Source organism: Aequorivita flava, assembly GCF_038742595.1.
Classification (GTDB): domain Bacteria; phylum Bacteroidota; class Bacteroidia; order Flavobacteriales; family Flavobacteriaceae; genus Aequorivita; species Aequorivita marisscotiae.
The window spans coordinates 1-22,129 of record NZ_JBANCF010000017.1; the positions used below are offsets into that span (position 1 = coordinate 1).

Below are 22,129 nucleotides of genomic sequence, written 5' to 3' on the forward strand. Positions count from 1 at the left end.
CGTGAACTTATAGAACACATCCGGTGCGGAGTTACCGCCAGAATCCGTCGCGGTTAGGGTCTCACCTACAACACTGTCGCCACAAGATAGGGCGATCGCTCCAGCGCAATCATCGTAGGTTAAAACAGGACCACCGCAAGAAACTGTACCTACCCCTGTGATTGTATTTTCAAAGTCACCAAAATCACCAGCGCTAAAACCAGTAGTGATTAAATAATATTCGGTACCTGCGGTTAAAGTAACATCTAATATTTGAGAAGTACCCAATCCACCTGGACCGTCATCATCACCTGCAACAAAGTTTGTTGTTTGGTCTAAGGGATCAAAACAAGTTTCATATAGGAAAATATAACCGTCCCAAGCGCCTCCGTCTTGATCACTATCCACGGTGTACAGACCTGTTACATCAACAGTAAATGGGCCATATACATCGTAAGATACAGGACCTAAACCTGAGCAGCACGTACCATCGGCAAACGGTCTGTCCCAAATATTCGGACTTGTTGCATCGTCTGGCGTTGCATCTATTAAATTACAGTCACTAACTATAGGGCAGCCACCGCCTCCGCCACACACGAGACCAGGGAAGGTATTGTCCGTACCGCCAACAACTGTACCAGTAATTATTACATTACCACTACAAGAAACAGTGTAAGTAGGTGTATTATCACCAAATGTTCCTATGGCCTCTATATAAAATTCTAATGGCTCATTTGAAGTCGTTACCATTTGAGTATCTGAATAAGGTGGCGCACCATAAGGACCGCCACTTAATATTACAGCTCCCAGATTGTCTCTCAATTCCCAAGATACCTCATCACCAAAATTAACAGTATCTTCTACGGTCACGGTCCAATTATTACCACCACCGCCACTATCGCAACTATAAGTTCTGAAAGTATAATCATAAGCTGGAAACGGATCGTAATTAGGATTTGCAAATACATTACCATCAGGATATGGATCAACCAGAGATCCTGCAACACAAGGCAATGTTATGTCGCCTTCGATAACTATATAATATGTATTACCAACTGTTAAATCTACTACAGGATCCCAATAAACATCGGCCCAATTTGTTCCATCTGTTTGTGTGGTTCCGCTGGCAAGCATTGTACCTCCAGCATTCGGAAGTCCATCCCATAAAGACAAATCTACATCTAATCCAGTTGATGGATCTCTAAATTTAATGCCAGCACCTGCAGATTGCGCTTCTAACGCAATATAAGACTGTGCCAAACCTCCTTGTGAAATATTCGCCATACAAGCGTCGTCTATATCTTGGTTAACCTCCAAAATTGGGGTACCACAAACACCGCCGCCGCCTCCGGCACCCTCTTCAATAGTTAACGTATCAATACCTATATAATCTGAATTGCTTCCGGCAGGTCCTGCATCGGTTACCCAATATCTAAATGCAACTCTGGTATCAGTTGCTCCGGTAAGTCCAGTAATTGGCACTGTAAATTGTGTCCAAACTTCAGGATATCCACCAGTTGTTAATGTAGGGTTTATTTCTAATAATAATTCTGTATATGAACCCACATCGGCAGGACCTGTTGGATCCGTATTTGCTCCTGTAGGGTCTATTCTAACTTCCAATCTATCTGGGAAACCACTACCGGTTGGTACGCGTGTCCAAAAAATAATTTCATCTCCATTTTCCAGATTAAGCATAGGAGTTATCATAAAATTATTAATTACACTTCCAGCTGTATTATTAAAATTTGCTCCAATATAAGCAGTTGGAGCTCCAGATTGTGCCGGAAAAACAGTTTCATTTCCCTGAAACCAATCGGTAAGACCTACTGCATCACTTGCATTCACAAAGCTAAAACCTGCTCCTGGCAAGGTAGTAATGTCGTCAAAGCCTTCGTCTAACAATATTGCTTGAGGCCCTCTCTGCCCTACACTCTGATTGTTTAGTACACGTTGCTCAAAATAATAGCCCGATTGAGGGTCGTAAGTAGCCGATTGTACCAAGTTTTGTAGTACAGTTGTTGGCTGCTGCATATTTTCTACAACAGGGATCCGCGATCCGTAAACCGTGGCGTTTTGCTGAATAAATTGTGCCTCCATGGTAGTTATAATACCAAACAGCACAAAAACTAACATCGTAATTTTTTTCATAGTTATAAATAGGATTAGTTAATATATCCTTAAAGATAGTTAAAATTACATCGAAAAATCAAAAATTCACTTAATTAATTACCCATCAAAAAAAAATCCTGCCTTATTAAAATATAGTGCAGGATTTAATATATAAATTAGTACAACTGTTAGTTGCCTTCCACAAAAGCTTTCATCACACCATCGCTTACTCCCATATTCGAAAAGCCTCCGTCATTGTATAAATTCTGAAGTGTTACTCGCTTGGTTAAGTCGCTAAACATAGCTACTGTATAATTGGCACAATCTAATGCTGTTGCATTACCCAATGGCGACATTTGATCGGCATAGCTAATAAAACCGTCAAAACCTTTTACACCTTGCCCAGCAGTTGTAGGCGTGGGCGATTGTGAAATAGTATTAACTCGAACTTTTTTATCTCTTCCAAAGAAATAACCAAAACTGCGAGCTATGCTTTCTAAATATGCCTTATTATCGGCCATATCGTTATAATCCGGAAAAACACGTTGCGATGCCATATAGGTAAGAGCAATTATACTTCCCCATTCGTTCATTGCATCTTTTTGATAAAGAACTTGCATTGTTTTATGAAAAGATCCAGCAGAAATATCCCACCCCTTGTGGGTAAAATCGTAATTTTGATTGGTATAATGATTGCCCTTACGCACATTTACAGACATGCCAATAGAGTGCAATACAAAATCTAATTTACCTCCTAAAATTTCAGTGGCTTTGGCAACCAAGTTTTCCAAATCTTCTATACTCGTAGCATCGGCAGGAATAACTTCAGCGTTTGTTTTTTCGGCAAGTTCGTTTATTTGTCCCATTCGCAATGCAATTGGCGCATTGGTTAGCACAAATCTACCGCCTTCTTCGTGAACGCGTTCTGCGGTTTTCCAAGCAATGGAATTAGCGTCCAATGCTCCAAAAATAATTCCCCGTTTTCCTTTTAGTAAGTTATACGACATGTTTTAAATATTTTATAGTTGAATAAATTCTATTTTATTTTCAGTTTTTAACCAATGAGTAAAGATACATTTTAATTCAATAATTCCTTTGCATTTGCAATTGCGGCTTCCGAAACATTTTTGCCACCGAGCATCTGTGCAATTTCAAGAACGCGCTCGTTCTTATCTAAAATTTTTAAATGGGTTGCAGTAATATCGTCACTATCGTCTTTATACACCTTAATATGGTGGTCGCCTTTTGCCGCTACTTGCGGTAGGTGCGTAATGCTTATCAACTGCATAGAATTGCTCATTTCTTTCATAATTGCCGCCATTTTATTCGCCACTTCGCCTGAAACACCCGTATCAATTTCATCAAAAACAATAGTTGGCAATTTTTTGTATTCAGCCAAAACAGCTTTTACAGCTAGCATAATTCTACTCATTTCGCCACCAGAAGCCACTTTTTTTAAGGGTCCAAATGCCAAACCTTTATTTGCGGTAAAAAGCAACTGCAATGTATCTGTCCCGTTGGTTTTAAAGGATTCTGAGGCAGTAAGTTCAAATTGAAAACGGGCATTTGGCAAACCGAGGGGAAAAAGTGTTTTTTCCAGCTTTTCCTTCAATTCCGGTATTGCCTCCATTCTTTTTAGGTGAAGTTTACCAGCAGTTTCCAAAGCGGTTTTCTGAACAGTATTTTTTTGCTTTTCTAAATGGGCTATCTGCTCGTCCAGGCCTAGGGTGGTATTTACCTTTTCCTCAAGATTATTGGTTATTTCAATTAATTCGGTAACCGTAGAAACCGTGTGTTTTTGCTGCAATTTATAAAGCATTTGTAGCTTTTCATCAATTTCAGCAAGCATCTCGGGGTCTGCTTCAATTGTTTCTGCAGTTTTGGATATATCTGTTGAAATATCTTCCAGTTCAATAATAACGCTATTTAAGCGTTGCCAGAATTCCGAAAAGGTTTTTGAAAATTCCTTAATTTTCCCCAAGCCTATGCGTGCTTCTTTTGCAGTGTGTATTGCACCTATCTGTTCTGTTTCAAACAAGCTGTTTACACTGGCCAACGCTTGTTGTATTTCCTCTGCGTTGTTTAGTGTTTCATAGGTTTTTTCTAAGTCCTGTTGATTGAGCTTTTCTAAACCAGCAAGCTTTAATTCATTTAAAAGAAAAGTGTTGTAATCCAATTCTTTTAATTCATTTTCCTTCTGAAGTTTTAAAACTGAAAGTTGGGACGAAATATTTTTATATTTCTCCAATTCCAATTGATACTTTCGCAACATTTCGGCATTGCCTGCAAGTGCATCAATCACTTCCATCTGGAACGTTTCTGAAACAACTTCTAATGTTTCGTGTTGACTATGCACATCTACCAAATATGGCGCCAACGCTTGTAGTTGTATTAACGAAACCGGCGTATCGTTAACAAATGCCCTGCTTTTTCCGCTAGGCAATATTTCACGCCTAATAATAGTATGGGCTTCGTAGTCTAACTCAAGCGTTGCAAAAATAGCTTGCAGTTGATAATTAGCTATTTTAAAGTGTCCTTCTATTACACATTTTAGAGACGCGTCCTTTACACTGCTTAAGTCGGCGCGTTTTCCCAACAGTAGCGACAAAGCACCTAAAACAATAGATTTTCCCGCTCCCGTTTCGCCAGTTATAATGGTTAAACCCTCGCTTAAATCCACGCGAATATCTTTAATAAGCGCATAGTTTTTTATGGCAAGACTGGTTATCATTTTTAGATGTTAGATTTTAGACGTGAGACGCTAGATTTTTCAAAATTAAGATTTCAAAGTTGGGTTTTTGAATAAAAAATCCTGAATCTATTTTAAACCTATAAATTTAAAGGAAAGATACTAATTGGTTCAATCTCGCTAAAACTAAAATTTAATTTCGGCCCAATTGCTTCGTTTTGTAGGTGCCAATCTATTTAGGTTTTCTGTAAGTTTTGTAATATCAACCTGCGGGCCGCCACTAAAGATAGCCTGTATTTCATCGCTTTTGGCATCAAAAAAAGTACGTACTAAAAAAGAGTTTGGACGACGGTCATTAATTCCTTTAAGATTGTTTATAGCTTCGGCAATTGTTTGTTTTGCAGCTTTTTGATCTGCAGCCATAATATCCATTCCCTCGCGGTGATATTGATACATTACATCGTGGAATTCCTTGTAAACCGAAGACAATAAAGCATCGTTGTAACGATATCTAGATTGATTGCCATCCGTGGCTCTCCAACCTTGGTAATTGCTAGAAGCGGCTGTATTTGTTATCTGTTTTGCAATTTCAAAATAAGGAGCTCCGCCATTTAATGTAAAGGTATCGGCATCTAAACCTATAACGGTATAAACATGATATGCAATTACCGAAACAAGGTTAGAATCAAAACTATTTATATTAAAAGAGAGGGGTTCAAATTCTTTATAGTTAAATTTTACCTGCCTATCAAAATAATTATAAACCGGAGTGTCGTAAGTAGATTGAAAAACGGGCCGTGAAGACTGAATTTGCAATGTACCGGTAAAAGAATCGCCATCGTATTGACTAACGACCAACGTCATATTACAATCTATACGTTCTTGGTTTTTGTATTCTTTATCGGTCCATTTAGTATTGTTAACAAACTCTCGCAACTGGGTTTCCAAGGTTCGGAAAATTTGCAAATTTGGTTGTCCGGTTTGTTCGGCATCAATAGAAACGGTGCAATTAAGTTCTTGGGCCTGTGCAGAAAACACAGCGATAGCACATAGTAAGAAAAGTAAAATTTTACGCATTTGTCTGTTCTATAATATATTTTAAAATATCTTCGGCTACTTCTTTTTTAGGTTTAACAGGAAAAGGAAGCACTTTATTGTCTTTTGTTATAAAAGTAATTTTATTTGTGTCCACCTGAAAACCTGCGCCTTCATCTCGAAGCGAATTTAACACAATTAAATCTAAATTCTTTTTTTTCAGTTTCAATTTTGCATTTTCTTCTTCGTTTTGAGTTTCTAATGCAAAACCAACCAGAAATTGCTGTTTCTTAATTTGGCCAAGTGAAGCCAAAATATCCTTTGTTTTTGTAAGCTGAAGTGTCAATGCACCGGTTTTCTTTTTGATTTTTTCTGAAGCAACATCCGCAGGGCGATAATCGGCTACGGCGGCGCTCAAAATAGCAACATCGCTTTTATTGAAATATTCGTGCGCGGCATTGTACATTTCTTCCGCAGAAGTAACTCGGATGATCTTTATAAAATCGTTTTCAAGTTTTAATGCCGAAGGGCCCGAAATTAAAACAACCTCAGCGCCAAGCTCGGCAGCGGTTTCGGCAATGGCGTAACCCATCTTTCCACTGGAATGGTTGCCAATGAACCGAACAGGGTCAATAGCCTCATAAGTTGGGCCGGCGGTAATCAAAAACTTTTTGCCGCGAAGGGGAAGTTTTTTCAACAAATCATTTTCCAAAAAGGATACTATTTCATCAGGCTCTGCCATTCTTCCCTGCCCTACCAAACCGCTGGCAAGTTCGCCAAAAGCTGCTGGAATCTGGATATTTCCAAAGCTATCCAATTTTTTAAAGGTTGCCGCCGTACTAGGATGGTTATACATATCCAAATCCATAGCAGGTGCGTAATACACAGGGCATTTTGCAGAAAGGTAACAAGCTAACAAGAGATTGTTACAAGTGCCATTTGCCATTTTAGAAAGTGTATTTGCCGTAGCGGGTGCTATCAAAAACAAATCGGCCCAAAGGGCCAATGCTACGTGATTGTTCCATTTGGGTTCTTTAAAACTGTCTTCATCTTTTTCATCTGTAAATGATGAAAACACTTCATTTTTGGAAAGTGTGGCAAGGGTAAGCGGAGTAACAAATTCTTTGGCAGCATCGGTCATAACCACCTTTACATTTGCTCCATTTTTTACTAATAACCGAACCAAAAAAGCAGTTTTGTATGCGGCAATCCCGCCAGTTACGCCAAGCAAGATATTTTTCCCGTTCAAAACAGACATCTTTCGGTTTTCAGTTTTCAGTTATCAGTTGCATGTAATCAAATAAACGCTCTAAATCCCTTTTTAAGAGTAAGGGGCTTTACTCCTCTACTACTTCGTCAGCAGTATTGCGGTAGTATATTTTGTTTTCCAACCATTCTTGCACTGCCAATGCATGCGGTTTTGGAAGTCTTTCGTAAAATTTTGAAACCTCTATTTGTTCTTTGTTTTCAAAAATTTCTTCCAAACTATCGTTGTATGTAGCAAACTCGTCAAGTTTTTCAAGAAGTTCCTTCTTAATGTCACCGTTTATTTGTGTGGCTCTTTTCGCAATAATTGAAATAGCCTCATAAATATTTTCTGTTGGAGCATCAATTAAGTTTTTGTCTAAAGTAACTGTATTGATGGGTGCGTCTGAATTTTTAATATCCATAGTAAAATTAATTAAATAGTGGGTTCTGTTTCTAAAGGTATCAACTTGCTCTCTATATCCTGATAATATTCTAAAGCCTGGGGAGCCACGTCTGAATCTTTATAGTATTTTATAAAATTATTATAATGTCCTTTTGCATCGCGTAAACGTTCTTGTACCAAAACAGGAATACTGTTTATGGCCAATTTATAAGCAGAAACAAACCTTCCGAAAAAGGCGTCCTTTCTGTAAATAGAACCTGGATTATCTGTTATAAAATTGTCAAAAGCTTCAATTGCCGCTTTGTAATCTTCAACGCGCAGGTATTGTTTCGCAACTTCAAATTCTTTCTTCTCCAACTTCGTTCTTAACTCTGCCACCAATGTATTGGCCTCTGCTCGTTTTTCAGAATTTGGATATTCGTTTATAAATTCCTGCAATTTTTCCAACCCTTTATAAGTATCTTTTTGATCCAAAGAGTATCTCGGAGAAAGCTGGTAAAAGCTTTTCGCAGATTTAAATGAGGCAGTTTCTATACTATCGCTCATTGGGTACGCCTGGGTAAATCTTTCAAATTGATAGCCAGCAAGATAGTAATCTTCTAAATTGTAGTACGTATTGGCATACATATACATTAGTTTCTCGCCCTGTGGCTTACCTCTGTATGCGGGCACTAACTGCTCCATCATTTTTAGCCCCTTTTTGTATTTACCTATTCTGTAAAGCGAATCGGCATAAACATATTTTTTACTCATATCGTCTTTACGCAATACCTCCTGATATTCACTACAGGACGAAAGAAGAATTGTAAGACAAAGTATTAAGAAAAGTGGTAATCGCATGGGCTTAAAAAACATCGTGCAAAAATAGGGAATTAAACATGATTGAACAAACTTATTATTTGGCTAAAATATTGCGCCGAAGGCTATTATTTGCAAGCCTTTTGAAATATTTAACTTCTAATTGGAAAAGTGCTAAATTAAAACTTTTCAACAAAAGCGTCTATTTTAGATCGCAAACCATCGCTAACACCTACCAATGGAAGCCGAACTGTATCTCCACAAATATCTAACTTTTTAAAAACCGCCTTGATTCCGGCAGGATTTCCTTCGGCGAATATATAATCTATTGCAGGGGCAATTTTATAGTGAATTTCATAAGCCTCATCCACCTTTTTCTGCAAACCAAGTTGTACCATTTTTGAAAATTGTTCCGGAAAACCCTCTCCAATTACCGAAATAACCCCAGCGCCGCCGGCAAGAATCATCGGGAGCGTAATCATATCGTCACCAGAAATTACTAAGAAGTCTTTAGGACAACCGGCAATTAATTTCATTGCCTGAACTATATCGCCCGCAGCTTCTTTTATTGCAACAATTTTTTCGAAATCGTTTGCCAATCTTATCACCGTTTCCGGGAGCATATTTGAAGCCGTTCTGCCGGGAACATTATATAAAATCACTGGCAGAGGAGCCGCATTTGCAATGGCCGAAAAATGCTGATATATCCCTTCCTGCGTAGGTTTGTTGTAATAGGGCGAAACCGAAAGAATAGCCGTAAATGCCGAAAGATCGCGCGTTTTCATTTCCGAAATAATTGCTTGCGTGTTGTTACCGCCAATTCCTAAAACTAAAGGTAAACGTCCGTTATTTGTCGTAATTACCGTATCGATAACAACTTGCTTTTCTTCTTTTGAAAGCGTTGCGTTTTCAGCGGTTGTGCCTAAAACTACCAAGTAATTAATTCCGTTTTCAATATTGTAATTTACCACATTTTTAAGCCCTTCCACATCTACTGAAAAGTCGCTTTTAAAAGGTGTGATTAACGCTACGCCTGTTCCAATTAATTCTTTCATATTTTTTATTTTGATACTATTGATACTTTTATTTTTATGGATTCTAAAATTTGACTTTTTCCACTTCCTACTTCCAGCTTCCTACTTCCAGCTTCCTGCATCCATTAAATCTTTTTAAAGATTTTCAAATATTTAATTACTTCACTTTTAAAATCGTCTAAATTATCGGGAGCCACCGCTAATAGCAAGTCGTAAAGCCGCTCGTCCGCACCTTTAAATCCAATGGTGAATTTTGCCTTACTCTGCACTACCATTGCACTTAAATACTCGTGTTTTCCGGGATAAAAACCTATTAAAACATCTAATGGCACTTCTAAAAATTCTTGCGCGTTTTTGCTTTTTATTTCGCCGCGCCAAGTAAATTCCTTGTTTGTAATTTGATTTTGCCGTAGCGAAGGTAATTTTTTGCGAGTTTCAACAAAACTGAAAATTTTTACGTCTTTAGGTTGCAAGCCTAACGATGTTCCAAACTCGTACAATTTTTCAAAATCATTATAAAAAGCTTCGTCTACTACAAATCCCAAACTTTTTAAAGGTTCGTTACGCTTCGAAAAATCTCGTTTAGAGAGGTTTTTTTCGATATGTTTTTTTAATGAATTCTGCTTTACTTTTCGTAACATAGAACGTTAATAATTATAGCTTTAAATTAGTTTTTTCATTCTTTAAAACGCTTTAATTTGCAATCATATGTAAAAATTCATCTTCAGATATTATTGAAATATCCAAACTCTCAGCTTTTGTTTTTTTACTAGGCCCCATATTATCGCCCGCCACCACATAATTAGTTTTAGACGAAATGGAACTGGACACCTTTCCTCCGTTGTCCTCAATCAATTTTTTTAATTCGTTGCGTGAAACTTTTGTAAAAATTCCGGAAACTACAAAGGTGCTTCCTTTTAATACTTCGGTTTGATTAGCCAATTTTTCTGCTGAAATTTCCAGCTGCACCCCGTAACTTTTCAGTCTTTCAATGATAGCGATATTTTCTTCGGAAGCAAAAAATGAAACTACACTTTGAGCTATGCGTTCCCCAATTTCATCTACAGTTATCAATTCTTCTTCGGAAGCGTTTTTTAAAGCATCAATTGTTTTGTAATGCTTTGCAAGTTTTTTGGCTACGGTTTCACCCACGTAACGAATTCCCAGTCCGAAAAGAACTCGTTCAAAAGGAATGTGTTTCGAAGCTTCAATTCCCGTCACAATATTTTCGGCACTTTTTTGCGCCATTCGTTCCAGTGGAATTATCTGTTCGGCTTTTAAAAGATACAGATCTGCATAGTTATTAATTAGACCGTTATTCACTAAAAGCGCCACAGTTTCGCCACCCAAACCTTCAATATCCATCGCCTTCCGCGAAATAAAATGTTGAATTCGCCCAATAATCTGCGGCGGACAACCAGCTGCATTTGGGCAATAATGCTGGGCTTCACCTTCATTGCGAACCAAAGGCGTGCTGCACTCGGGACATTGGTTTATATAATTTGTAGGATTTGTATTTGGGTCGCGCTGAGTAAAATCTACCCCGATTATCTTTGGAATAATCTCGCCGCCTTTTTCAACAAAAACCGTGTCGCCTTCACGAATATCGAGCTTTTCAATTTGATCTGCGTTGTGAAGCGACGCGCGTTTTACAATTGTTCCTGCCAATTCCACAGGTTCCAAATTTGCAACGGGCGTTATTGCACCCGTCCGGCCAACCTGATAGGTAATTTGGTTTAATACGGTTGAAACCCGTTCGGCCTTAAATTTGTACGCCATAGCCCATCTTGGAGATTTGGCAGTGTACCCAAGCTCTTCCTGCTGTTGCAGATTGTTTACTTTTACCACTACCCCATCAGTCTCGTACGGCAATTGGTGACGGTGAATATCCCAATAATTTACAAAATCCAATACCTCATCCAAGTTTTTGGCCAGCTTGGCAGCTTCGGGGACTTTAAAGCCCCATTGGCGTGCTTTTTCCAAACTTTCAAATTGTGTTTTAATTGAGAGCCTTTCGCCCGTAATACTATATAAAAGACAATCTAATGGGCGTTTTGCAACTTCGGCGCTATCCTGCAATTTTAAACTGCCCGAGGCCGTATTTCGCGGGTTTCGGTAGGGTTCATCGCCTAATGCTACTCTTTCAGCATTCATTTTTGCAAACCCTTCAAAGGGCAACACAATTTCGCCGCGAATATCAAACAATGGTGGGTAATCGCCCTTTAACTGTAGCGGTATGGAGCGTATGGTTTTTACGTTTGCAGTAACATCATCGCCCTGAAAACCATCGCCGCGCGTAACGGCTTTTAACAATTTTCCGTTTTCGTATGTTAAACTAATGGAAGCCCCATCGTACTTTAGTTCGCAGGTAAATTCTACCCTGCCATCAACAGTTTTTTCAATGCGTTTTTCCCAGTCTTCCAAATCTTCTTTTGAATACGAATTATCTAAAGAATACATTCTGTAGGTGTGGGGCACAGTTTCAAAGTTTTTTGTTACCGCTCCCCCAACCCGAAGTGTTGGCGAATTGGCATCATAAAATTCGGGATGCGCCTTTTCTAATTCTTGAAGTTGTTTTAGTTTTTGATCAAATTCGAAGTCCGAAATGGTGGGATTATCTAAAACGTAATAATTATAATTATGTTCGCGAAGTTGGTTGCGAAGCGTGGTTATTTGCTGTTCGATGTTCATGCAACAAATATAAAATTTAAACAGTAGAGGTTATAAACACCTATGAGGTTTTTTTATGCCCTTTCTTCATTCAGCCATTTAGGCACGTCGGGACGTTTAAATTCCTTCATTTTTTTTATAAGATTCACCGGATTGGTATCTACCAGAAGCAAGTTGTAATTATCCATAGACAAAAAGCCTTTGCGGACCATGGTTTCGAGCATTTTTATTAAATCGTTATAAAACCCGTTAATATTCAGTAGCCCAATTGGTTTTTGATGTAAGCCCAGTTGGAGCCAGGTAATAATTTCAAAAAGTTCCTCGAGCGTGCCCATACCGCCGGGAAGTGCGATAAAACCGTCGCTTTCTTCTTGCATTTTCAGTTTTCGCTCGTGCATATTTTTGGTGGTAATTAGCTCGGTAAGCCCTAAATGAACAACTTCTTTTTTCTTTAAAAAGCTAGGTATTATCCCGACTACCTTTCCGCCATTTTTTAAAACACTTTTTGCAAGTATTCCCATCACCCCTATTTTTGCGGCACCGTAAACCAAAGTAATACTGCGTTTAGCAAAAATTTCACCCAAATTTTTCGCAGCATCGGTTATTGCTAGATCGTTACCATCGCTACTTCCGCAAAAAACACAAATTTTGTCGAGTTTGTTCATAGAGCTTTTCTTTAGAAATATTTGTTAGCTTTAACGCAATTTGCTGATAAACTGTATTTTACAACAAATTAAAACACACATTTAATCATTCGATCCTTTCCGAAGATGTCTTTTTTCACTTTAATATTTTTGGCACCTTCGGTCAGTAAAAGTTCAGATAATTCTTCACTAAGGTACTCATTAATCTCGAAAAAAAGTTTTCCATTTGGTTTTAAATAGTTTTTTGCCAGCTTCACAATAGCTTTATAAAACAGTAACGGATCTGCATCCGAAACATATAAAGCTCTTTCGGGTTCATATTTTAAAACGTTTTCCTGCATCTGTTTTTTTTCCAACTCGCGTACATACGGCGGATTTGAAACTATTACGTCGTATTGCTTCGGAAGAGTTTCGGTCGTTAAAACATCTCTTTGAAAAAAATCTATCGTCACTTTATTTCTTTCGGCATTTTTACGTGCCACTATTAATGCTTCTTCGGAAATATCTAAAGCAGAAACCTGCGAATCTAACAGGTTTTTAGCAAGCGAAATTGCAATACAACCTGTGCCCGCACCTATGTCTAAATACATTTTTGCGCCTCTTTTTAACATAGAAGCTTCGTTCAATATCCAAGCTACCAATTCCTCGGTTTCGGGACGTGGAATTAAGGTGTGGCGGTTAACGATAAAGGGCAGTCCGAAAAATTCGGTCTCGCCAACAATGTACTGAATAGGTTCATGATTCTTTAGTCGAAGTATCGCCTGTTGAAATTTTTCTACAGCATTTTCTGAAATTTTCCTTTGCGGATTTAAAGCAATCTCCAATCGGGAGAGCTTGAGGTATTCTTCGGAAAGTATATTGAAAAACGACAATACTTCTTCCGCAGGATATAATTCTGAAATTGAATTTTTAAAATAATTTTTTAGCTCTGTAATTTTCAAATTATATTGGTCATTAGTACCTCGACGGCGCTCAGTGTAAATTTAAGTATTGCTTATTTTCCACTTACAATGTTTTAATCATATGCACGGGGCACGAGTAATGGCCCGTGTTTCCCAATGCACCTTCAATATAGCTAAACCCAGCTTGTTTGTAAAGTTTTTGGGCGTGCGACATATATTCCATTGTTTCAAGGTAAATTTTTTCATACCCAAATTCGCGTGCTTTTGCCAAACAAAACTCCATCATTTGCGCGCCAAGACCCTTACCGCGGGCAACGGGCAAGAAATACATTTTTTGGAGTTCACAAATGTTTCCATCATAATTGTCTAATTTGGCTATGCCTGCACCACCAATTATTGTATTGTTCTCTTCAATTACAAAGTATGCCGTTTTTGGTTTTTGGTAGGTTTCAAACATACAATCCAGTGCTTCATCGGCATACGCAGTACCTACTTTTGGAACATTAAAATCTATTAAAACACTGCGTATAACCTTGGCAATTTGCAGATTGTCCTGCTTTTCAATAAGGCGAATAATTGGTGTGTTCATTCTAATTAAATCCTTGTATTTTTACGCGGTGAAGATACACGAAAAATATATGATGCGTTGTATTCAGCTAGCCAAAAATGGGCTTGGCACTACCTATCCCAATCCGTTGGTGGGCAGCGTAATTGTTTATAACAAAACAATTATTGGCGAGGGTTGGCACTACAAAGCGGGCCAGCCGCACGCCGAAGTAAATGCTATTTCGGGCGTACGCCAAACCAATTATTTAAACCAAGCCACCATATACGTAAGTTTAGAGCCTTGTAGTCATTTTGGGAAAACTCCGCCCTGCGCAGATTTAATAGTTAACAGCGGAATTAAAAAAGTGGTAATTGGCAGTTTAGACCCTAATCCACAAGTAGCTGGCCGCGGCATAAAAAAATTAATCGAAGCCGGTTGCCAAGTAATTGTAGGGGTTTTAGAAGATAAATGTAATTTGTTGAACAAACGATTTTTTACATTTCACCAAAAAAAAAGACCGTATATTATTTTAAAATGGGCGCAGACTGCAGATGGTTTTATAGCACCAAAAGCAACCACCCGAAAGGAAACAAAACCCGTTTGGATTACCAATGAATTTTCTAGGCAACTCGTTCATAATATGCGAAGCGAGGAACAAGCAATTTTAGTGGGAACAAATACCGTCCTGCAGGACAATCCATCACTAACGGTTAGGGATTGGGCGGGTGAAAACCCAACACGGATCGTGCTGGATAGGCAGTTAAAAATTTCGAGGGACGCATCTGTTTTTGACGCAAATTCAAAAACTATTGTTTTTAGTGAAAAAGACAGTGAAAATTTGGAAAATGTAGTTTTTGAAAAGATTGATTTCTCCAAAGAAATCCCGCAGCAAATTTGCGCTGTGCTATTCCAAAAAAATATTCAATCGGTTATTATTGAAGGTGGCGCAAAAACGCTTCAAACTTTTATTGATGCCAATTTATGGGATGAGGCGTTTGTATTTAAAGGAAATAACGCATTTATCGAAGGTGTAAAAGCACCTGTTTTTACGGGTGAAATAATTTCTGAACATAAAATCACAAACAACATGCTATACATCTTTAAAAACCCTCACTCTTGATAGCACTGGCTCTAAGCATTCTTTCGTCCACAATGATTTTTGTGGTTTTTAAGCTATTTTCAAAATTTAAAATTAATACCCTGCACGGCATTGTTTTTAATTATGTAACAGCTTGTATTTGCGGAATTGTCTTTCAGAAAAATACGGTAGCTTTTGCTGAAATACCAAGTTATACTTGGTTTCCATTCGCCTTGATTTTGGGTGCGCTTTTTATTACCGTTTTCAATTTAATGGCTGTTACAACACAGCGTAGTGGACTTTCAGTGGTTTCGGTGGCCACAAAAATGAGTGTTGCAATCCCCATTCTTTTCGGACTTATTTATTACAATGAAAGTTTGGGTTTTTTAAAAATTACAGGCATTGTTCTCGCGTTGATCGCCGTGTATTTATCTTCCATAAAAACGAAAGACGGAATAAAAATAAAACGCTCAAATTTTATATTTCCTATTTTGGTTTTCTTGGGAAGCGGCATTATAGACACAACTATTAAATATTTAGAAGGCGAATTTATAGCCGAAAACGACATTCCTATATTTTCGGCCACAATATATGCGATGTCTGGCGCAATCGGTTTCGCAATTTTGGCCTATCAGGCAATTCGCGGAAAATTTAGGTTTCAATTTAAAAATGTTCTCGGCGGAATAGCATTGGGAATTCCCAATTATTTTTCCATTTATTTTTTGGTGCAGGCGCTGCGCAGTGGTATTTTTGACAGTTCGGGCGTTTTTACCATTAACAACGTAGCAATTGTAATGATTTCAACCTTAATAGGAATTCTGTTTTTTAAAGAAAAATTATTGTTCAAAAACTGGATAGGAATAGTATTGGCGGTGCTCAGCATTATTTTAATAACCTCAGAAAAACTGTAGCTTTCTATATAAAAAATTGAAATGTTTGGATAGTGAAAAAGATACATATAAAACCATTTTAAAACCCTCCAAAGAAGTACTTTTTAAAGAAAAAGGAAGTAAGTTTTTTGGATATGCGTTTCCTGTTACTTCGGAAGAAAATATAAAGGAACACCTTGACGCGCTCAAAAAACAGCATCACAGCGCCCGACACTGGTGCTACGCATGGCAGTTGGGCAAAGGGTACGAACACTACCGCGCAAACGACGACGGCGAACCTTCTAACAGTGCAGGTATGCCTATTTACGGCCAATTACAGTCTTTTGATGTTACAAATATTCTGGTTGTGGTTGTGCGATATTTTGGCGGCACAAAATTGGGGGTGGGCGGATTAATCCAAGCGTATAAAACTACTGCGCAAATGGCTTTGGAAACTTGCAAAATTTTAAAAAGAACCATCGACGAATCCTATGTGATAAAATTTGAATACCCCGAAATGAATACCGTAATGCGAATTATAAAAGATGAAGATTTAAAATTGATAAATCAAAAAATGGAGCTTAGTTGTGAATTTGAAATTGCAGTTCGGAAAAAAGATGCGGAACGTATTTTTGAGCTATTTAAAAATACGTACAAAGTAACCATCAAACAATTAACGGATTAATTAATCTTCTTTTAATTTTTCAAGTAAATAATCGGGAGCTTTCATTAGCTTTTTGGTAGTGCTATTTACAAAAACCAAAATTGTGGTTGCCGTAACCAACAGTTGTTTGGATTGATTATACATTTCGTACTCAAACTCAATTTTTACTGTAGGAATTTGCTTCAAAGTTGTCTTTACGGTTATTATATCGTCGTAATAGGCAGGGCGTTTATAATCTATATTTAAATGCACTACAGGAAGATGTACATTGTTGGCTTCCATCCATTTATAGCTAAAACCAAGGGCTCGCAACCATTCGGTTCTGCCTTGTTCTAGGTATTGTGCATAGTTACCGTAATACACCACACCCATTTGGTCGGTTTCACCATACCGTACTCTAATATCTGTAAATGTTTTCTTCAAAATTATGTACTGTTTAAAGAAAGTTTTTTGTAGTTTTATCGAAAGTCAAGTATGGCGAAAAAAAACTAATAATTCAACCCCAAAGTGGTTTTTTTTATAACTTTTTTGTTCACATATTTGCATTGTTAATAAATAGCCCGGAAATACTCCATCCCCTATTTTTTGGCCATACTTTTTAAAACAAAAAAACAGAAATTTTAACTATGAGCAAAACTGCGGAATCGGTTTGGAACAATTGTTTGGCTTTTATCGAAGATAACATCACTTCGCAGGCTTTTAAAACTTGGTTCGAGCCAATTAAAGCGGTTAAGCTAACGGACAATGCCCTGAGCATTCAAGTGCCAAGCAAGTTTTTTTACGAATGGCTTGAAGAACACTATGTTAAAATCTTAAAAGTAGCACTTACTAAAGAATTAGGTTCCACTGCCAAATTGGTGTACATTATTAGAATGGAAAACACCTATGGCAACAAACAACCCTTTACTGAAAAAATACCGAGTGCCAACCGAAGTAACCTACAATCGCAAGAAATAGATGTACCGGTAAAGAACAAAAGCCCAGAGCTTAAAAATCCATTTGTTATTCCCGGTATTCGCAATGTAAAAATCGAATCGCAACTCAATCCAAATTATAATTTTGAAAGTTTTCTGGAAGGCGAATCTAACCGTTTGGCCCGCTCGGCCGGACTGGCTGTTGCCAACAAACCTGGCGGAACTTCATTTAACCCTTTACTTATTTTTGGAGGCGTTGGATTAGGAAAAACCCATTTGGGGCACGCGATTGGAGTAGATATAAAAGATAAATATCCCGAAAAAACCGTACTCTATATTTCTGCTGAAAAGTTTACGCAACAATATATTGAATCGGTTAAAAAGAACAACCGTAACGATTTTATTCACTTCTATCAAATTATAGATGTGTTGATTGTGGACGATATACAATTGCTTTCTGGAAAAGCAGGCACACAGGATGTTTTCTTTCATATTTTCAATCACTTACACCAAAATGGCAAGCAAGTTATATTAACCAGCGACAAAGCTCCCGTTGATATGATTGACATAGAGCAACGACTGCTCTCGCGTTTTAAATGGGGACTTTCAGCCGAATTAAATCACCCAGATTACGATACCCGGGTTGCCATTATAAAAAACAAACTGTATCGCGACGGGGTAGAAATGCCCGACGATATTATAGAGTTTTTGGCCAATAACATAAAGACCAATATTCGCGAACTGGAAGGCGCCATAATTTCGTTGATTGCCCACTCCTCCTTCAACAAAAAGGAAATTACAATAGAACTCGCCCGGAAAATAGTAGATAACTATGTAAAACACACCAAACGCGAAGTTTCTATAGACTACATTCAAAAAGTAGTGAGTGATTATTTCCAAATGGATGTAGATACACTGCAATCAAAAACACGAAAAAGACACATTGTACAAGCCCGACAATTGGCCATGTTTTTTGCGAAGAAATTTACAAAAGCCTCCCTTGCCTCCATTGGTTCGCAAATTGGGCAACGTGATCACGCTACGGTTCTACACGCTTGTAAAACGGTTGATAACCTCTCAAGTACCGATAAGCAATTTCGAAAATACGTAGAAGATTTAAGTAAAAAATTGACACTTTAATTATTATTGAATTGCTCCGCTCCTCCGATGAGCGTGCACTCAGGTTTACGATTCAATTTTTTCTATAAATTTTTAAATTATACTAACTTCTAAACTACAATTCAGTTTTGAAAAAACACAAAATCCTTATGGTCTGTCTTGGCAATATTTGCCGTTCGCCCTTGGCCGAGGGAATTTTAAAGTCGAAGATAGACACTTCAAAAGTACACGTAGATTCTGCCGGAACAGGACATTGGCACGTGGGCGATACGCCAGATAAAAGAAGTATTGCGGTAGGAAAAAAATACAATATTGATATTACCCAACAACGCGGAAGACAATTTAATGTAAAGGATTTTGATGAATTCGATTTAATTTACGTTATGGACAACAGCAATAAAGATGATGTTTTAGCTCTTGCTAAAACCGACGCGCATCGCCAAAAAGTAAAATTGATTCTCGATGAAATTTTCCCCAACGAAAATGTAGATGTTCCCGACCCATATTTTGGCGGAGATTCCGGATTTGAAAATGTGTATAAAATGCTCGATGAAGCTTGCACGCAAATTGCCCAAAGGTTTTAATCCTATTTACGGCTGATTTTCTTATATTTAATACATCACTAAAAAAATTAGCTATGAAAAACACACTACTCTCCCTACTCTTTTTTATAATTTCAGCATCGGTTTTTTCTCAAGATGTAAGCATAGAATTGTTTAAAGACAACTTTAATCAACCTTTGAGCTTACAGCATGCCAACGACGACCGTTTATTTGTTGTTGAAAAAGGTGGGCAGATAAAAGTAATTCAGGGCGATGGCAGTGTAAATAGCACACCATTTTTAAACATTTCGGCCCAAATATCAACAAATAGCGAGCGTGGCTTGCTTGGCATGGCTTTTCATCCAGAATATGCTAATAACGGTTATTTTTATGTGAATTACACCGATATAAACGGCAACACACAAATTTCAAGATTTACGGTAGATAGCACAAATCCCGATTTGGCAGATCTAGCTTCAGAATTACCAATTCTTGACTATTCCCAGCCAGCTCCAAACCACAACGGCGGTAATTTGGCTTTCGGACCTGATGGGTATTTGTATATTGCTTCCGGAGATGGCGGCAGTAGTGGCGATCCTGACAACCGAGGACAGGATTTGGGTTCTCTTTTAGGAAAAATCCTGCGCATTGATATTGATAATCCCAGCGGCGGTAACAACTACGGCATTCCATCGAGCAATCCGTTTGTGGGAAATCCGGATGCGCTTGATGAAATTTGGGCATACGGTTTACGTAATCCGTGGCGATTTTCGTTTGACGTTGCCGCGAATAATCTATGGATTGCAGATGTAGGCCAAACAAGCCGCGAAGAAATAAACAGAGTTAATGTTACCGAAGCAGGCATAAATTACGGATGGAGATGCTATGAAGGCACCCAGCCCTTTAACACACAAAATTGCCCGCCACAGTCTGAATTAACCTTTCCATTAGCAGAATATACCCATAGTAGCGGCAATTGTTCCATTTCGGGAGGATATGTTTACAGAGGCTCCATTTATACGGATATTTCTGGACTTTACTTTTTCGCAGACTTTTGTAGTGGGCTTATTGGAACTGTGGACAATGCCGGAACTTTAGTAGAACACGGCACTTTTACTGGAAGTTGGGTTTCTTTTGGTGAAGATGTTAATAACGAACTTTATATAATAGATCTTGGCGGCTCCATTTATAAAGTTAAAGGAGGCGAAATTGCCAATACTGAAGCCTTTTTAATGGAAAATAGTTTGCATATGCTTCCAAATCCCGCTTCAGAAAATGTTTCTTTTCATTTAAAGGATGGCGTTCTCAAAACTATTTCACTTTTTAATATTGAAGGGCGTTTAGTTCTTTCGGAAGAAAATATTTTAAGTAGTGAAAAAGTAATTTCGATTTCAAATTTAGAGACGGGAATTTATTTTGCCAAAATTATTTCAGCCAAGGAACAAACAACCGTAAAAAAACTAATTATTCAATAATGCATTCAAAAAAAGGAAATTTATACCTTATTCCCTGCCCGATGGGCGATGTTCAGCCCCTGGCAGTACTTCCCATTTCAGTAAAAAAGGCAATTGAAAAAATAGACCATTACATTGTTGAACACGAAAAAAATACCCGGCGCTTTATAAAAACAATTGTTCCCGAAAAAAAACAACCCAACTTAAAGTTTCAGGAAATAAATAAATTTACCCAACCCGAGGAAATTCCTGCGATGCTCAATCCGTGTTTAGAGGGTTTTGATGTTGGTGTAATTAGCGATGCCGGCTGTCCTGGAATTGCAGACCCTGGCGCGCGTGCCGTACATTATGCCCACGAACTTGGCATTAAGGTGGTTCCTTTAGTGGGACCATCTTCCATACTTTTGGCAATGATGGCCAGTGGGTTTAACGGTCAGAATTTTGCATTTAACGGATATTTACCCATTGATAAAAGTGAACGTAAAAGGGAATTAAAACGTCTGGAAAAAATTTCAAAAGAGCTTGATCAATCGCAGCTCTTTATTGAAACGCCCTACCGCAATAATCAAATGCTACAAAGCCTCACCGAAAATCTTAATCCGCAGACACAAATTTGTGTTGCTTGCGATATTACTCTTGCTTCAGAATATATAAAAACCGCAACTGTGAATTCATGGAAAAAAATAAAGGTGGACCTTCATAAAAGACCCACCTTATTTATAATTCAAGGATATTAACTATATGATTCTCGGCCTTTTATTCGCCACAATATGCGAAGTATCGTAGCCGGAAAACTTGCGCAAATAATAACGAATTGAAGTACCGTTAGCATCTTCAAAACGATTTGTTCCTGCGCTTCTAAGGAATTTTTTCACATTGCCTGCTCCCGCTAAATGGGCAGCAGCTAAAATTCCCGATTCGGTAATTTTTACCCCGGCCATGGTTTTGCCAACTGAGCGCTTAATATCTTTGCGCAAAATCCACTTGTTTAATGAAGTATAGGCCATAAAGGCGGCTTCCTGTTGGCGCGTATCGTAAAGAAAATTATCGGCATTTTTAAGCCCCATCATTCTAAGGGTGGCTTTTGAAAACTGATATTTTCCCATATAACCATAATCGTTAACGATCTGGTAATCTCCTCTTGATTCTTTAAAACCAAGAGCTTCTTTAAACCCTAAATAGGATTTACCCAAAAATAAATTATATTGTGGGATCACAGGTGCTAATAATGGAGTGAGTTCAGCTTCTGTGGGAACGTGATAGTATAACTCTAATCCTTCCGTGCTAAATGCAGAAAAATCGTGGCTATCTTTTGAAATGAAACCTGTCCCTACTAGTACAGTAACGACAAGTAATACTGCAATTAGATATATTCTTTTTTTCATTAAGTTTAAAATTCGGATGTAAAATTACATCGTCGTTTCAGCC

22 protein-coding genes are annotated in these 22,129 nt (G+C 38.0%); 7 read left to right on the forward strand and 15 right to left on the reverse strand.

Features of this window, described 5'->3' with window-relative positions; translation table 11 throughout:
* From VZD24_RS14255 to VZD24_RS14315, 13 genes are all read right to left on the reverse strand, one after another.
* On the reverse strand, positions 1 to 2,130 hold a 2,130-nt coding region (locus VZD24_RS14255; RefSeq protein ID WP_342688000.1), incomplete at its 3' end, for a choice-of-anchor J domain-containing protein.
* A gap of 149 nt (positions 2,131 to 2,279) precedes the next feature.
* Positions 2,280 to 3,098 carry an enoyl-ACP reductase FabI gene (locus VZD24_RS14260; protein ID WP_342687998.1) on the reverse strand — a complete coding sequence of 273 codons (819 nt, stop codon included), beginning with the start codon at positions 3,096 to 3,098 and terminating at the stop codon, positions 2,280 to 2,282.
* 71 nt (positions 3,099 to 3,169) lie between these two features.
* Positions 3,170 to 4,822, reverse strand: a complete 1,653-nt coding sequence (gene recN, locus VZD24_RS14265) for a DNA repair protein RecN (protein ID WP_279448634.1) — start codon at positions 4,820 to 4,822, stop codon at positions 3,170 to 3,172.
* Between the two features lie 144 nt (positions 4,823 to 4,966).
* Positions 4,967 to 5,857, reverse strand: a complete 891-nt coding sequence (gene porD / locus VZD24_RS14270) for a type IX secretion system protein PorD (protein WP_279448635.1) — start codon at positions 5,855 to 5,857, stop codon at positions 4,967 to 4,969.
* Entirely contained in the window at positions 5,850 to 7,073 is a 1,224-nt protein-coding gene (coaBC, locus tag VZD24_RS14275; protein WP_279448637.1) for a bifunctional phosphopantothenoylcysteine decarboxylase/phosphopantothenate--cysteine ligase CoaBC, read from the reverse strand. Before coaBC ends, porD begins: the two co-directional genes overlap by 8 nt.
* 79 nt (positions 7,074 to 7,152) lie before the next feature.
* Complete coding sequence (locus VZD24_RS14280; protein WP_279448639.1) at positions 7,153 to 7,485, reverse strand: DNA-directed RNA polymerase subunit omega; 333 nt, start codon at positions 7,483 to 7,485, stop codon at positions 7,153 to 7,155.
* An 11-nt stretch (positions 7,486 to 7,496) separates the two neighbouring features.
* Positions 7,497 to 8,306 carry an outer membrane protein assembly factor BamD gene (locus tag VZD24_RS14285; protein WP_279448640.1) on the reverse strand — a complete coding sequence of 270 codons (810 nt, stop codon included), beginning with the start codon at positions 8,304 to 8,306 and terminating at the stop codon, positions 7,497 to 7,499.
* A gap of 137 nt (positions 8,307 to 8,443) precedes the next feature.
* Positions 8,444 to 9,319, reverse strand: coding sequence for a 4-hydroxy-tetrahydrodipicolinate synthase (gene dapA / locus VZD24_RS14290; RefSeq protein WP_342687997.1), 876 nt, complete (start codon positions 9,317 to 9,319; stop codon positions 8,444 to 8,446).
* Positions 9,320 to 9,423: 104 nt separating this feature from the next.
* A complete protein-coding gene (locus tag VZD24_RS14295; RefSeq protein WP_279448642.1) occupies positions 9,424 to 9,939 on the reverse strand; it encodes a DUF6913 domain-containing protein in 516 nt (171 codons plus the stop codon).
* Between the two features lie 52 nt (positions 9,940 to 9,991).
* Positions 9,992 to 11,989, reverse strand: a complete 1,998-nt coding sequence (gene ligA, locus VZD24_RS14300) for an NAD-dependent DNA ligase LigA (RefSeq protein WP_342687996.1) — start codon at positions 11,987 to 11,989, stop codon at positions 9,992 to 9,994.
* A gap of 53 nt (positions 11,990 to 12,042) precedes the next feature.
* On the reverse strand, positions 12,043 to 12,633 hold the full coding sequence (locus tag VZD24_RS14305; RefSeq protein WP_279448644.1) for an LOG family protein: 591 nt from the start codon (positions 12,631 to 12,633) through the stop codon (positions 12,043 to 12,045).
* 68 nt (positions 12,634 to 12,701) lie between these two features.
* Entirely contained in the window at positions 12,702 to 13,553 is an 852-nt protein-coding gene (gene prmC / locus VZD24_RS14310) for a peptide chain release factor N(5)-glutamine methyltransferase (protein WP_342687995.1), read from the reverse strand.
* A gap of 64 nt (positions 13,554 to 13,617) precedes the next feature.
* Positions 13,618 to 14,103: a GNAT family N-acetyltransferase gene (locus VZD24_RS14315; RefSeq protein WP_342687994.1), complete on the reverse strand. Its 486-nt coding sequence runs from the start codon at positions 14,101 to 14,103 to the stop codon at positions 13,618 to 13,620.
* Between the two features lie 28 nt (positions 14,104 to 14,131).
* Here VZD24_RS14315 and ribD point away from each other — a divergent pair, with 28 nt between their 5' ends.
* Genes ribD through VZD24_RS14330 form a run of 3 tightly spaced genes read left to right on the forward strand, consistent with a single transcriptional unit; the run spans position 14,132 to position 16,693 of the window.
* A complete protein-coding gene (ribD, locus tag VZD24_RS14320; RefSeq protein WP_342687993.1) occupies positions 14,132 to 15,181 on the forward strand; it encodes a bifunctional diaminohydroxyphosphoribosylaminopyrimidine deaminase/5-amino-6-(5-phosphoribosylamino)uracil reductase RibD in 1,050 nt (349 codons plus the stop codon).
* A complete protein-coding gene (locus tag VZD24_RS14325; RefSeq protein WP_342687991.1) occupies positions 15,178 to 16,050 on the forward strand; it encodes an EamA/RhaT family transporter in 873 nt (290 codons plus the stop codon). The genes ribD and VZD24_RS14325 overlap by 4 nt, the downstream gene beginning before the upstream one ends.
* A 25-nt stretch (positions 16,051 to 16,075) precedes the next feature.
* Entirely contained in the window at positions 16,076 to 16,693 is a 618-nt protein-coding gene (locus VZD24_RS14330) for an IMPACT family protein (protein ID WP_342687990.1), read from the forward strand.
* Here the strand turns inward: VZD24_RS14330 and VZD24_RS14335 are convergent, their stop codons facing one another.
* Positions 16,694 to 17,095, reverse strand: a complete 402-nt coding sequence (locus tag VZD24_RS14335; protein ID WP_342687989.1) for an acyl-CoA thioesterase — start codon at positions 17,093 to 17,095, stop codon at positions 16,694 to 16,696.
* 203 nt (positions 17,096 to 17,298) lie between these two features.
* On the opposite strand from VZD24_RS14335, the gene dnaA reads away from it, so the two are divergent.
* The 4 genes from dnaA (at position 17,299) to VZD24_RS14355 (ending at position 21,438) form a co-directional block, all read left to right on the forward strand.
* Positions 17,299 to 18,726, forward strand: coding sequence for a chromosomal replication initiator protein DnaA (dnaA, locus tag VZD24_RS14340; RefSeq protein ID WP_279448651.1), 1,428 nt, complete (start codon positions 17,299 to 17,301; stop codon positions 18,724 to 18,726).
* Between the two features lie 128 nt (positions 18,727 to 18,854).
* On the forward strand, positions 18,855 to 19,289 hold the full coding sequence (locus VZD24_RS14345) for a low molecular weight protein-tyrosine-phosphatase (RefSeq protein WP_342688001.1): 435 nt from the start codon (positions 18,855 to 18,857) through the stop codon (positions 19,287 to 19,289).
* Positions 19,290 to 19,342: 53 nt separating this feature from the next.
* Positions 19,343 to 20,722, forward strand: coding sequence for a PQQ-dependent sugar dehydrogenase (locus tag VZD24_RS14350; RefSeq protein WP_342687988.1), 1,380 nt, complete (start codon positions 19,343 to 19,345; stop codon positions 20,720 to 20,722).
* A complete protein-coding gene (locus VZD24_RS14355; RefSeq protein ID WP_279448654.1) occupies positions 20,722 to 21,438 on the forward strand; it encodes an SAM-dependent methyltransferase in 717 nt (238 codons plus the stop codon). The genes VZD24_RS14350 and VZD24_RS14355 overlap by 1 nt, the downstream gene beginning before the upstream one ends.
* On the opposite strand, the gene VZD24_RS14360 is transcribed toward VZD24_RS14355, so the two are convergent.
* Positions 21,439 to 22,086 carry a peptidoglycan-binding protein LysM gene (locus tag VZD24_RS14360; RefSeq protein ID WP_342687987.1) on the reverse strand — a complete coding sequence of 216 codons (648 nt, stop codon included), beginning with the start codon at positions 22,084 to 22,086 and terminating at the stop codon, positions 21,439 to 21,441.
* Positions 22,087 to 22,129 lie beyond the last annotated feature (43 nt).